Source organism: Bilifractor sp. HCP3S3_D3 (assembly GCF_052063915.1).
Taxonomy (GTDB): Bacteria; Bacillota; Clostridia; order Lachnospirales; family Lachnospiraceae; genus Bilifractor.
The window spans coordinates 1-14,236 of record NZ_JBQHWP010000037.1 but is presented as its reverse complement, the minus strand read 5'-3'; the positions used below and the strand labels follow the sequence as shown (position 1 = coordinate 14,236).

The window sequence follows — 14,236 nt, the reverse complement described above, 5'->3', positions numbered from 1 at the left end:
TCCTATAGACGATAAATCTTGAAAGACTTAACTATATCCCTCCTATACGACTGTGGTGATGTTAAGAGAATCTAAAGAATCCCACGGCTTCAGCCGTGGGAGTATGTCAAAGCATTGCATAGCTGATCAATGTTGAGAAGTTCCAACTGCGCAGCAGCCTGCCCTTGTCCTTATATCCTCAGCTATAAGAGATACTTCAACGTAAAAAAGAGCACAGAGAAATCTCTCCCTGCTCCCTTTGTAATCCGGCTGATGGCCTGCTGCGAAATACTCGCAACCTCTGCCACGTCCGTTTACATTATACGCTCTACCGACAGTAAACCGACATTTATACCGATATAAGATTGTCGGTATAAAAACGAAAAGCGTCATTTTCCGGCAATCAGCCGATCACCTTCCATTTTCCATCTCTTTTAGAACCGTTCCGTACCAGTTTTCCCTTTTTCTGAAGACTTGCCATAAGAAAGGATTTCCAAACGGTTGGTCTGCGAGATGGTGTCCCTTTTCCGCATAATATATTTTCAGTTCCCGTGATCGCCCGCAAGTCCGAGCTCTTCCGCATGATCCTTCATACCGCGAATGCAAATCTCCGCCACTTCCCGGACATCCATCCCAAGCATCTCACAGCCGCAAAGGATCAGAGCGCGGTCGCATTTGGCCGCAAAACTCTTGCTCTTGAACTTCTTCATGAAGCCTTTAATATCCATGTCGATGATCCCGTTTGGCCGCATCCGTGCCGCTGCCTGAATAATGCCGCTGAGCTCATCCACGGTAAAAAGGCTCTTCTCCATGTCGGTCTCCGGCTTCACATCCGTGCAGATGCTGTACCCGTGGCTCATGATTGCTCTCACATCCTCTTCCGGAACTCCCTCGCCGAGAAGCTCCTTTTCCGTATGCTGCAGATGCTCTTCCGGAAATTTCTCATAATCATAGTCATGGAGATACCCGACCGCCTCCCAGTGCTCCCTGTCCGCCCCGAAATGCTCTGCCATCGCACCCATGCACGCCGCCACGTTCGCCGCATGCAGCTTCAGATGCTCCTCCGAAACCATTGTATTATTGATCCGCTTTGCCTCATCAATTGTCAGTTTTTCCATGTCTGCCGCTCCTTTAATGTCAAATGTACCACCATTATGCGTTTTTCAATTTTTTATGTCAACGTCATCTCTTTACCTCTGAGGTTCTTTCATCAAGCTCTCTGCAGCCAATATTTTTTCATTTCCCGATCCACAACCACTCTGCCGACGATATCTTTTCATTTCCCGATCCAAAACCCCTCTGCCAGCGATATCTTTTCATCTCCCGATCCATAAGCCCTCTGCCGGCAGTATTCTTTCATTTCTCGATTCTGGATGATGCCGCAGCATAAAACGCCGGATACGTTTCCTTCAAATACCGCGCATTTCCGACCCAGTTCATCAGCATGAGACGAAGAACCTCTTCAAAATCCTGATTAAAGTGGTAGATATCCTCCTTTGACAGATCATCCCAGGTTCCACGAAGTCGGAATTCATCCATCAGGTGAAACACGCCCCACAGCATTTCCGTGAAGCATTCATGTTCGATGATCAGCGGGTTGGATGCGATCACCAGAATATTGGTCTGGTTCGCCGTTATGATCTGCCGCGCCTTTGTATACCCGGCCGCGTCAATGTGAACCGCCAGCTTTGATTCCTGTATTCTTTTCCGGATCTCCTCTTCCGTTCCGGGCAGATCTGCTCCCGACCTCACGATCTCGTGGATGAAAGCATCCGCGTTCGTCATCCCGAGAATCTCGTGCATCAGGTAAGCTCCCATACCTGTGAAAAACGAGCTTGTCAGCATTCTCGTTTTTTCCAGGCGGTCTTTTTTCTCCCGATCATTAATGATCTCCCCGACAGCCAGAGTCGCGATCGCTATCGTGACCGGCATAAACGCCAGGTCCTGAAGAATGTAGAACGCTGTCGTTCTCTCATCGTGGAAAATCGCGATCTGCAGCAGATAAATCGCCGCCGACACCGCAATCAAGATCATCACTACTTTCCGGGTTGTCTTTCTATCCATACACACCTCCGCCGTTAAATTGTTTACAGGTTGTAGTTCTGCCCATTCAGTATCCGCAGCGCCAGCAGATACGCCATCACGTGTATACTCTGCTGAAATTTACCCGCGCGGATCAGTTTCTCGATCTGCTCTTCTGTCAGGAGCTCAGGCTCCAGATCCTCTGTTTCATCCAGACTCTGCCCCGAGATCTTTCTGCAGTTTCGCGCAAGAAAGAGATAGGCGTAATTATCCGAAAGCGTTGCATCGGATGGGATAACAGAGAGAGGGGTCCAGTCTTCGGAGATATATCCGGTTTCCTCCCGCAGTTCTCTTACTGCGCATTGCATAGCGCTTTCACGAACATCCGCTGCCGTTGCTGACCCCAAAAAAGCCGGCTCGATACCTCCCGCCGGGAACTCCGTCGTCACCTCACCAATCCCGTGCCGGAACTGGCGCACACACAAAAATCTTCCGTCTTCCGTTACCGGAACGATCACCGAATAATCTCTACGGCTGTACTGATAAAACGGCTCAAATTCCCTGCCATCCGGGTAACGGTATTTTACCTTTCGGAAATCAATCCACTCATCCTGCACAATATGTTCCACGGAAACCGGAGTCCAGATCAGGTCCTCATCTTTTTTCATATATTAAATCCTTTCGTGTGTTGCTGGCAGACATCCTCTGCCGTCTCATCCCGATGATACGTGAGCAAAATCATTACCCGGCAGATTGCACCGCTTTGTGATAAACTCCGGGTCTCATCCCGATTATACGTGAGTAAAATCATTACAGCAAGCAGCCCGCCGTGGTTTGTGCCCTCCTTTTCCGCAGGTTCCTCCAGAAAAACCATGCAGTCCATGGGTCAATCCAGGATAATTAATAATGGGATTGATGGTTATGAAAGGGGAAATGTCACAGACGGAAGTTCTTCACTGAAAAAGCCGAGAGAAAACATGACGTCTGATCCTTTTCACCCGGATCACCTGCCCGAATCGCTCAAGCATTACTCCCTCCCGTACATTTAGAATACAATCGCGCCATCCGCAAAATTGCGGAATTACGCGTTCCCGAATCTGCGAAACTGTGGAACTTTCGCTCGTTTTCGTTGTCACTATTGACTGCAAACACACCAGATGCTATCTTCATTCTTGTAAATATTACACAAATAATGCATAACGCAGGGAGGGTTTGCTATGCTTACAAAAAGAGAAAATTTGCTGGAAACAATTCACGGAGGTCACCCCGACAGATTTGTCAATCAGTTCGAGTTCCTCTCCATTATCATGAATGATCCGATCCGCGCCACCTATAAGGCACCGAAATACGGCGAGCTCAATGTCACAAATGAGTGGGGTGTCACCCGCTCCTGGCCGGAGGGAACGCCCGGACCATTCCCGGTTCACGATGACGCGCATCGCCTTCTGAAGGATATCACAGAGTGGAGGGACATCATTCACGCACCGTCACCGGTATTTCCGGAAGCAGCCTGGGAGCCTGCAATCGCCGCAGCCGAGGCTGTAGACCGCAAGGATAAATTCGTTTCGAACTTCCAGGCACCGGGTCTCTTCGAGAGTCTTCATTATTTCATGGGCATGGAGGATGCCATGATGAACTTCTATGAGGAGCCGGACGAGATGCACGACCTGATCAAATACCTCACCGAGTGGGAGCTTGACGCGGCAAGAGAGACCTGCGATCACCTTCATATCGATGCGGTATTCCACCATGACGACTGGGGAAGCCAGCGCTCCACCTTCTTCTCTCCGGCTATGTTTGAGGAATTTTTCGTGGATGCCTACAAACAGATCTACGGATATTACAAAGAAAGAGGCGTGCAGCTGATCGTACATCATTCCGATTCCTACGCCGCGACATTGATTCCCGATATGATTGACATGGGCATCGATATCTGGCAGGGTGTCATGACCGGAAACGACATTTGCAAGTGCATCGACACCTACGGCGGCAAGATCTCCTTCATGGGCGGCATCGACTCCGCGACCGTTGATCATCCCGGCTGGACCAGACAGGAAGTCCATGATCAGGTCAGAAGAGCATGCACGGAGTATGGCAAGCTGTACTATATTCCCTGTGCTTCTCAGGGCGGACCAATGAGCACCTTTGATGGCGTTTATCAGGCACTGACCGAGGAAATCGACAGCGCAAGCAAGGATATGTTCTGATACGGAATTTTTTGAGCAGAGAAGGGGGATTCTCTTATGGCAAAAAACACATCGTCCGCTCCGGATCATAAGCCGCTGAGCAGACAATTGAAGGTTTTTTACGGCGTCGGAGACTTCGGCTTTAATCTGATGTCCAGCATTGAAAGCTATTATTTTAACTTTTTCCTGACAAACCTTGCACAGTTCGCGCTTCCGGTCGTAACCATGATCACGACAGTAGCCAGTACGGTTGACGCGCTCCTGTCCTGGATCTACGGAGCCATCATCAACAGCTCAAAGCCAATGAAGTGGGGCCGCTACCGCTCCTGGCTCGTTGCGATTCCGTGGATCGTACCGTTCCTCTATGCGTTTCAGTTCGTCAAATTCGGGTCCGGCATCGGTTCCGCCGTCCTGATCATCGTGGCGGCAATCGCCAGCCATGTCTGCTGGAATTTTGCCTATGTGGCAAACGTATCCATGATCTCTGTCGCGGGCAAAACGCCGGAGGACCGTTCGCAGCTCGCCTCAACCAGAGCCGCCTGGTCCAATGCCTCCAAGGTTGTCTTTTCCTATGCTGCGCCGGTCGTTGCTTCCGCAGCCGCGGGCGTCATCGGAAAGGTCAATATGTACGGCGGCGCTGCCTTCTGCTTCGGTGTGTTGTTTGTTGTTCTTTACTTCGCGCATTTCAAGATGTTCGAAGGATACGAGAATACCGTCCAGACCTCACAGGCAGACGCAAAGGCTTCCGCGAAGGACAAGACCAGCGGAAAGGATCTGCTCCGCGCGCTTGCGCAGAACCCGCCCCTGATCGCTCTTCTGATCGCGGATCTCGCAAAGTTCATGTTCAACTTCATCTGCATGGGTTTTGCCAGCTACTACTTCCTGTATGTAGCCAACAACGCAAAGCTCACGCCGGTGTACATTCTGATCACTAATGTATTCTGCATTGTCGGCGCCTATCTGAGCAAAACGCTCAGCAACCGTTTTTCCACCAGGAACACTACCATCGGCGTAATGGCAATCCAGGCAGTAATTCTGATCCTGGCGTTCTTCGGTCACAATAATGTCATGATGGTCATTATCCTGATGTCCGTATCCCTGTTCGGCTATGGCATCACCTACGCCTGCACTCCGGCCCTTTACGGCGATACCATCGTGTACAGTGAGTGGAAGACCGGAAAGAACGCTGCGGGATGGATCAGTGGCCTGCAGAATGTGCCGCTGAAGGTCTCCATCATGACCCGTGGCATCATCATCAGTGCCTGCCTCGCGGCCGGAGCATTCAGCCCAAAAATTGACCCGGCAGACACAAGCAATCAGCTGAAGACCGCCATCAGTGCAGGATTCATGCTGATCCCGGCTATCGCACTGATCATTGCGGTTCTCTGCCTGACCTTCGGCTTCCGCCTGACAAAGGACAAGGTCGATCAGTATGCCGCGGAAATCGAGGCAAGGAAAAGAGCCTGACACGGGCACAATTTAAGACGCGGAAAAAGCCTGGCCCGGCCACAAATTAAGACGGGGAAAAAGCCTGACCCGGCCACAAATTAAGACGGGAAAAAAGCCTGGCCCGGCCACAATCGCAACATTATAAAAATATGCTATAAAATATGGAGCGCCCTTCGGGGCGCTTTTTTTCTGGTGATGTATGACAAGAACCTCGGATCTGGTATACTGAAGCCAGGCAAAAACTGCATCGGGCAGACACACAGTGGCGATACACACATAACCTGCGTCCCCACTCTCTGCAGGCATGGCCTTCCGCGCGTTATCCTGCAGATATGACCCCCTGCAGGCATTATCCATAAAAACGTAAGCTTGCGCACGCTATCCTGCAGAACGTAACCCTGCAGTTGTGAGCCCGCAGGCACAATATTTTGAAATATTTCCGGAACATATAAAATCATCGTATAGCATCCGAACGACAAGGATAATATAAAATCTATGAATAATCGAACCACCGGTCAAAGCACCGATCCAACACAAAAATCCGACTCCTCCTGTTCCGAAACCTCCCGGTTTCCGTCCGGCTTTCACCCGCCTCTGCAGGTCATTGCAGATGCTCTGACTCTGGCCGGCATAGATTATCTTATTTCAGATACAACGGATGATTTGCGGTTTTTCGGGATCCGTATTTTCAGCAGAGAAACCATTACTGACGACAGCAAACCCGTCTCCGCACACATGTCACCCCGGAGCCGAAACCAACAGTCTTCTACGACAAACGACACATCCGCTCCCGCACTAAAGTACGTGTATCTGTGCCCGGAATCTGAATTAGACGGTCTCCCCGACGATTTTCTCTCCGGCAGGGCTTTCCTGCTTCTGTGCCGGGATCCGCACGCCTCGTTCCGCCGCTCCATGCCTGGGAGGATTTACATACGCGACAATCACAGCCTTCCGGAGATTCTCTCCCTGGTGCAGGATCTCTTTGATCGTTTTCACGAATGGGATCTGAAGATTCAGGAGGCATTTCTGCTCCAGACGCCCCTTCAGGAAATCTTTGACCTGAGCCAGACGATCTTTCGAAACCCCATCTTCCTGCATGACCGTGACTTTATTATCCTTGCGGAGTGCAATTACCCGGAGCAGAAGATGAAACGCGGACGGGACAGAAGAACCGGTCTTCCCATGGTGCAGATGGATCTGATCAACGATTTCCGCACCGATCCCGTCTATATCGATGGACTCAAAGAGCGCCGTCCTGTATTGTATCCCTCCGAACAGACCGGATATCAGATTCTGTACCGGAACATCTGGCAGGGCGATATTTACCGGGGCAGGATTCTGGACCTTGAGGTTGACAGCAGAATTCTGCCCGGTGATTTTGCGGTTATTGATTATCTTGGAGAACTCCTGGAGCATTTTCTGTATTCCGGTGATCTCAGAAAATTCAGCATCTCGGACGATACATACGAACTCATGGTCCGTCTGTGTGAGAAGAAAGAGACAGACGAGCAGCAGGTTCTGAGCTATCTCCGCTATCAGAACTGGAACCGGAACGACCGGTATGTTGTCATGCGGATCGTAACGCAGCAGAGGGATTTCAACATCATTTCCTCCTATGCGGTCCTTAACCAGATCAACACCATCCTGGCAGCCGGGCGGGCGTTTTTTCATCAGGAGGGAATCACTCTTGTTGTGAACCTCTCATACGCGCACGAAAAAACCTCCGACGTCGTCAGCCGTCTCGCGGTGCCCATGCGGGACAGTCTTCTGAAAATCGGCGTCAGCTCCGAGCTCCGTGATTTTTTCCGGCTGGGCATTCTCTTCGACCAGGCCAATATTGCCCTGAACTTCGGGCTCTCCGGCAGCAGCATGATCTGGTACTACTATTTTGATCAGTACATGCTCGATTATATGATCCGCTGCTCCACCGAAGACATGCCGGCGGAGCTTCTCTGCTCCGACGCCCTTCAAAAGCTTCTGGAGTATGATCAGAAAAACCACACTGCGCTTGCGCATACCCTGGAAGCATATCTGCTTCATGACCGGAATGTCCTGCAGACCTCGAAGGAGCTGTACATTCACCGGAGCACCCTCTCCTACCGGCTGGAGAAAATCCACCGGCTGATCAGCATCAACCTCGACGACCCGAAGGAGCGCATCAAGCTTCTGCTCTCCTATTACATGCTCGGGATGCTGCATGAGTAACGTTACATTTTTTAACCTGGTCACATGTCAAGAGCCGGACCGCACACCCGCAGGGCGTTCAGTCCGGCTCTTGTTTTTCGAATATCTGTAACGGCTGAAAAATAATTATGATTTTTACGCCATGAGTTTTTACTGTGTCAACGATCGTATCAGGAAAGAATCTGCATCAGGTCCTCTCTTGTGATCGTGCTGCTGGAAAGTGCGTCCCCGCTGAGGATCTGATCCGCCAGATCCCGCTTCATCGCCTGCATCTCCAGAATTCTGTCTTCGATCGAATTGCGAATGATCATCTTATACACGGTGACTACCCGCTTCTGACCGATCCTGTGCGCGCGGTCCGTTGCCTGATCCTCCGCCGAGGTGTTCCACCACGGGTCATAATGAATCACAACGTCCGCTCCAGTCAGGTTCAATCCGGTACCACCCGCCTTCAGGGAAATCAGGAAAACCGGGATCTCCGGATTTTCGTTAAAGTCCCGCACCAGCCTCGTGCGCTCTTCCTTCCGGGTAGCGCCTGTGATCTCATAGAACGGAATCTTCTCACGGATAAGCTCCTCCCGGATCAACGCCAGCATCGAAGTGAACTGTGAGAACAGGAGCGCCCGGTGGCCTTCATCGATCAGCGTATGAATCAGATCCATGACCGCCTCTCTCTTGGCGGATTCCCCCTTATATCCATCAAAGCACAGCGACGGGTCGCAGCAGATCTGCCGGATTCTGGTAATCGCTGCCAGAACCTGCAGCTTGCCCTTCCGGAAATCCTCATCGGTCTGCTTAGACAGATCCTTCTTCATCCGGAGAACCTCGGCATCATAGAGCTTCTGCTGCTCCTTCCCCATCTGCACATAGCGGACTTCCTCCAACTTATCCGGAAGATCCTTCAGCACATCCTTCTTCAGACGACGCAGAATAAACGGAGCCACCATGCGCCTGAGATGTTCTCCCGTCTTCTCATCCCCGTTTACAACCGGCTGTTCAAAGGTTGAGTGGAATTCCTCGTACCGGTACAGGAAACCGGGCATCAGATAGTCGAAAATCGACCAGAGCTCGGACAGCCGGTTCTCAATCGGCGTTCCGGTCAGCGCATATCTCGTCTCTGCGCGGATCAGCTTCACGGCCTTTGCCGCCGCCGTTCCCGGATTCTTGATGTACTGTGCCTCATCAATCACCTCGTAGCGAAAGCTCAGACCATCATAGAAAGCGATGTCCCGCTTCAGCAGATCGTAGGAAGTGACGAGAACGTCATAGTCCTGATACTCCTCGAGCATTCTTTTTCGCTCCGAAGCGGACCCGGCAACCACCAGCGTCCTCAGCTCCGGCGCGAACCGGTGCAGCTCCTCCTCCCAGTTGTAGATCAGCGAGGCGGGGCTGATAATCAGGCTTACACCTGTCTTCTCCGCCTTCAGCTTCTTCGTTTCCGCCGCACTCAGCTCTTCCTGCTCCGATTCCAGTTTCGACGCAAGGAGCGCGGTGATCACCTGAAGCGTTTTTCCGAGTCCCATCTCATCGGCGAGGATGCCTCCGAAGCCATAGCGGTCAAGAATGCGAAGCCAGCGATACCCTTCCTTCTGATATTTCCGCAGCGTCTGCGCCAGCGAATCCGGAACCTCGAAATCGGAATCCTCCACCGTTTTGAATTCCTTGATCAGCTGCTTAAATTTTTTATCGCGAACCGCATACAGATCCTCCGTCTGCTCCAGCATCTTGTCGAGATACAGGGCACGGTAAGCGGGAAGCTGCATCTTGCCTTTCACGAATTCCTGCAGGGGAATCTGAAGTGTCTCGAGCATCTCACTCAATTCTTCGACCGAATCGTTCTGATCCAGCTTGAAAAAACTGCCGTCTTTGAGCCGGACATATTTTTTCTTGCGTCGATACATGTCAAGAATCTGATAAATCTCGTCCTCCGTCAGATCCTCTGTCGAAACCGTGAGATCCAGCAGATTGCTTTCCACATTGATGCCGACCTTCATCGGAAGCCTGCGGCGGATTCCCAGATTCCGGAACTGTGCCGTCATGCGCACCTCTCCATAGTCCAGGAGCTCATCGATCCCGTGATCCAGAAGCTGAAACAGCCTGTCATCGTCTTTCTCCGCATACATCAGATGAAGCATCGGATCGTACAGATCAAAATACTGATGCAACGCATTGCAGTAAGCCCACTCCGCTTCTGAATCCCGATACGAGGGACTGAGTTCTTCCTCACCATCCTGTTTTTCAATGACATCCGTAACCGGATAGGTCTCCTTGCCATATGCCGCCTCGGCACTGCACAAAAGCAGCTGACTGTCATAATCCAGGTACGCGGTGAAACCAGGCTTTGGCGGAATCAGCCCCTTCACCCGTTCCGGCTGCTCCTCACGGACATCCGCGATTTCCCGCAGTTTCGGCAGTACATCGTGATAAAATCTGCCGAGATTTTTCCGCCCGATCGAAAGATCAAGCCTCCCACCGGTACTGCGCAGCAGCATCTCTATGCGCTCCGAGGATTCTCTCGTCACACGGTTCAGATACTTTTCCTGATAATAATACAGGTGATCCAGTCCTTTCATGAGCCTGGGAAGATCACTCGTCACGCGAACGCCATCCACCGGCTCCGTCGCGTTCTTCGGTATCGGAGTAACGGTAATCGTCGGTGTAATCTCCTTGTCCCGAAGATGTATGATCCTCTTCCCCGCACCTGCATTCAGGGCTTTATTCCAAATCTCAACGGGATGCGTGCCGATCAGGTCGGCGAAACGATCCAGCCAGCTCCCGATCAGCGGCAGATTTGCCTTATAATCGAAGGTATAACTGTTCAAATAGCTGCTCTTCATTTCCATATATCGCTGGGACTCCAGATGATTCTCCAGAGCTTCCCGGATAAAATCGAACCAGGCCTTATCCTCGTCGCTCTTCAGGAAATCCTCACCCATCTGAAATTCCGTTTTGCTTCCGAACTTCATGCGTTCCTTGTTCTGCATGGCCTTTACAAATTCGCTGAGATTCTTTATCTTGTACAGCCTGTCTTTTCCAATATAGAAAGTGGCGGAAAGCATCCCGTGCTCCAGCTCCAGACGGGGTTCCATCGTAAGCTTCTCCGACGGGCGGACTCCAGCATCCCCGGTATCCCCGGACTCTACCGCCCCGGTGCTGCTCTGTGTGTTCTTATCCGCGAACATAGACAGAAAGTTTTCGGTGCCATAGCTGGATGCGTCTCCGAGATTGTGTTCCTTCAGATAATCCTCCATCATCAGCAAAGCAGCGACTTCATGAACACAGAGTTTTGTCGGATTCTCCAGCGGAAAACCGATCCCATACCGGCAATCCCAGTCTTCACACTGTGAGGAAATGATCCTGTGCTGGTCAAACATCAGGGTAGCCTTCCGATTATAATAGTTATCCCCAAACCGGAGAATTGCCTGTCCGACCATTGGTCCCGTCTGCATCTGATTATCCTGCAGGTAACCGGTAGACATGGTAAAATCCAAAATTTTGATATCTGATTGAATTCTGGCCTTTCTTCCCGTCCTTCTTCCTGAAGAAGATTTTTTCTTCTCTGCTTCCGGATGAACCAGCTGTTCCGCCGCTTTCCACACTTCGTTGGAAATTCTCAGATGCTTCCGAAATTCCTCCGGATGGAAATAGCGGTAATCGTCCGGCCGATATTCCTCTGCATCCTCCGCACCCGCGGCATCCTCCCGTTCCTTCGCGGTCTCCTCTCTAAGCTTTGCCAGACCTTCCAGTGGATTCCGGACATCGTTTCCTTTAGGGCCAGTCTTTCCGCTTTCCAGAACATTTCCTTCGCGGTCCAGAATATCGTAGATACCATACTCCCCGAACCATCCGTCTGACTCCCCGCGCCCACTTCCCGTTTTGCCTTGAGACGAACGGCTGGCCGATCCTCCGGAATGTTCCACACCCGCCTTATCTGATCCGGATTTTTCTTCGTTTTTTTCATCCGAATCTACATAAAGCTTCTCGTATTCATCTTCAATTGCCAGCAGCACAGCAGCCTCATGCTTGCACGGCATGCCGGCCGCAGCATAAGGGCAGGTACAGGACATCTCCCGGATCTCACCGGCTGATGCCTTGATGACGACATGGTAGTTCCTGCTTCCCCGTACCGTTGCCTCATAGATATCACCGCCACGATGCTCAGGATCGCTCTCCCAGGACAGCTTCTTGGCCTTTCCTGCACGATAATATTCCCTTCCTCTCGTCAATATCGTCTGTGAAAACAGGCTTCGCCATGTACTCATATTTACAGCTCCATTCCATATTCTGAATTTTGTGCGGAATCACCCGCAGGTTTACACCGCAGGCTTGCCAGCCGCAAAACTGCCCATCGCGGGCCTGCCAGTCGCAAAACTGCCAGTCCCAGTGCCTCTCACTAATCAGCAGTATATCAGAAAATCGGTCACATACAAAACATATATGACCTGTTCACGGCATTTGCCACGATGTATTCTCTGCTGCGTATTGCGACGCTGATCCGCCGGACTGGCAAAGCAGAACAACAGCAATCCCCCTGATGTATCATGATCACGATGATCCAGTAAACGGCCATACGATACATCAATTGGTTCAGGAAAATAAAGAACGTTCTACCATGAGCAAAAAAATCATTTATATTTTACGCAATTTAATTGACTAATATCATTTTGTGTGCTATTCTGAGAATGTAAGCAAAACAACAGCAAAGGTTACCGCAATCAGGAGGACAGGACATGTACGATTATGATGTGATATTTATCGGAGCCGGCCATGCGAGCTGGCATGCAGCAATGATTCTGCTTCAGGCAGGCAAGAAGATGGCTTTTGTAGAGAGAGATGTCGTCGGAGGAACCTGCACCAACTACGGATGCAATGCCAAGATTCTTCTTGACACGCCCTTCAATTATCTGGACGGTCTGAAGCGGTATCAGGGCATCGGTATTTCTGATCTGCCGAAGCCGGACTGGACGAGTCTGATGAACTACAAGAAGAAAGTAATTTCTCCGCTGAATAAGATTATGGAGGGGATGTTCGAGAACGCGCATATGCCGGTCATTCACGGAAACGGAAAACTCGTGGATGCGCATACCGTTGATGTCGACGGCAGAAAGATTACCGCTGAGAACATTGTGATCGGCACCGGTGAGCATGCCATGAAGCAGGATATTCCGGGTAAGGAATATATCCACGACAGCAGAGATTTTCTGGATCTGGACAGTTTCCCCGCACGTATCGCCTTCATCGGCGGCGGAATCATCGCCATGGAATTTGCTTCCATAGCCGTACAGATGGGTGCTCAGACCACAGTGATCGAATACACTGACCGGGTGCTCCGCATGTACCCTGAAAAATATGTAGGCCGTGTGGTAGACAAAATGAAAGCCGCAGGTGCCTCCTTCCTTCTGAATCATGAAGTGAAAGAGATCTCAAAGAAGGGAAGCTCCTATGTTCTGACCTTTGCTGACGGATCCACTCTCGAGACCGACTATGTCCTCGAAGCCACAGGGCGCGCGGCAAATACGGAAAATCTCGGACTTGAGGATCTTGGCATCTCCTATTCGAGAAGGGGCATTCAGGTGGACGACCACATGAGAACCTCCGTACCGAATATTTATGCCTCCGGGGACTGTGTAGACAAACGGATTCCGAAGCTGACCCCGACGGCAACTTTTGAGTCCAATTATATCGCCACTCAGATACTCGGAATCAATCCGAATCCGATTCAGTATCCGGTCATCCCGAACCTGGTGTTCACTCTTCCGAGAATCTCTCAGGTGGGTGTAACGCTGGAACAGGCCGAGGCACAGCCGGATGTATATGACATCGAGGTCGCGGAATTCGGCAAACGTCTTCTCTTCGAAGCAAAGAACCAGCCGGATGCCGAGTTCACCTTTATCTTTAATAAGAATCGCGAGCTTGTAGGCGGAGCTTTTTACGGAGAGGACGCCGGCACAAATGCCGATATCGCCGCTCTCATCATCAATCAGAAGCTCACCGGCATGCAGCTCAACCAGATGATCTTCACCTTCCCGACCGAATCACAGGCGCTTCTGAACCTCCTGACACCTCTGATGCTGAAGAAAGTTTAAATAATCGAGTAGGAGGCGGTGACTAACCGCCGTCCTCTCACAACACCGTACGTACCGTTCGGTATACGGCGCTTTCAATAGTTGACATGCACAGACTGATAGGCCGTGGCTAAATCATAAAAGCCACTGTTTATCAGTCTTTCTTTTGTCATAGCCATATTGACTGCGACTGTATGCGTGGTAAACCAATGGCCGCGCCGACTGTTACCAGCCATGTACGCTAAGTCCTCGGGTACACCCATCTTAATCAGATTTCGCACCTTTGTCTTGGGTTTCTTCCATTGTTTCCATATACACATACGTATTCTGTGATAGAGCCATTTGTTGATT

At 50.9% G+C, this 14,236-nt stretch carries 8 protein-coding genes and 1 pseudogene; 4 read left to right on the top strand and 5 right to left on the bottom strand.

Going from position 1 to position 14,236, the window contains the following annotated elements; translation table 11 throughout:
- Nucleotides 1–521 precede the first annotated feature (521 nt).
- The 3 genes from ACTNDI_RS13660 to ACTNDI_RS13650 all read right to left on the bottom strand — a co-directional run bounded on the left by ACTNDI_RS13660 (nt 522) and on the right by ACTNDI_RS13650 (nt 2,669).
- Entirely contained in the window at nt 522–1,097 is a 576-nt protein-coding gene (locus ACTNDI_RS13660; protein WP_441101513.1) for an HD domain-containing protein, read from the bottom strand.
- Between the two features lie 238 nt (nt 1,098–1,335).
- Nucleotides 1,336–2,043 carry a hypothetical protein gene (locus tag ACTNDI_RS13655; RefSeq protein WP_441101512.1) on the bottom strand — a complete coding sequence of 236 codons (708 nt, stop codon included), beginning with the start codon at nt 2,041–2,043 and terminating at the stop codon, nt 1,336–1,338.
- Between the two features lie 23 nt (nt 2,044–2,066).
- Nucleotides 2,067–2,669, bottom strand: coding sequence for an NUDIX hydrolase (locus tag ACTNDI_RS13650; RefSeq protein ID WP_441101511.1), 603 nt, complete (start codon nt 2,667–2,669; stop codon nt 2,067–2,069).
- Between the two features lie 549 nt (nt 2,670–3,218).
- On the opposite strand from ACTNDI_RS13650, the gene ACTNDI_RS13645 reads away from it, so the two are divergent.
- The 3 genes from ACTNDI_RS13645 (at nt 3,219) to ACTNDI_RS13635 (ending at nt 7,841) form a co-directional block, all read left to right on the top strand.
- Nucleotides 3,219–4,208, top strand: a complete 990-nt coding sequence (locus ACTNDI_RS13645; RefSeq protein ID WP_441101510.1) for a uroporphyrinogen decarboxylase family protein — start codon at nt 3,219–3,221, stop codon at nt 4,206–4,208.
- 36 nt (nt 4,209–4,244) lie between these two features.
- Nucleotides 4,245–5,654 carry an MFS transporter gene (locus ACTNDI_RS13640; protein ID WP_441101509.1) on the top strand — a complete coding sequence of 470 codons (1,410 nt, stop codon included), beginning with the start codon at nt 4,245–4,247 and terminating at the stop codon, nt 5,652–5,654.
- A 477-nt stretch (nt 5,655–6,131) separates the two neighbouring features.
- Nucleotides 6,132–7,841: a PucR family transcriptional regulator gene (locus ACTNDI_RS13635; protein WP_441101508.1), complete on the top strand. Its 1,710-nt coding sequence runs from the start codon at nt 6,132–6,134 to the stop codon at nt 7,839–7,841.
- Between the two features lie 149 nt (nt 7,842–7,990).
- On the opposite strand, the gene ACTNDI_RS13630 is transcribed toward ACTNDI_RS13635, so the two are convergent.
- Complete coding sequence (locus ACTNDI_RS13630) at nt 7,991–12,082, bottom strand: DEAD/DEAH box helicase (protein ID WP_441101507.1); 4,092 nt, start codon at nt 12,080–12,082, stop codon at nt 7,991–7,993.
- Nucleotides 12,083–12,550: 468 nt separating this feature from the next.
- On the opposite strand from ACTNDI_RS13630, the gene ACTNDI_RS13625 reads away from it, so the two are divergent.
- On the top strand, nt 12,551–13,906 hold the full coding sequence (locus ACTNDI_RS13625) for a dihydrolipoyl dehydrogenase family protein (RefSeq protein ID WP_441101506.1): 1,356 nt from the start codon (nt 12,551–12,553) through the stop codon (nt 13,904–13,906).
- 74 nt (nt 13,907–13,980) lie between these two features.
- Here ACTNDI_RS13625 and ACTNDI_RS13620 read toward each other — a convergent pair.
- Nucleotides 13,981–14,236, bottom strand: a pseudogene (locus tag ACTNDI_RS13620) (group II intron reverse transcriptase/maturase); the annotation flags it as partial.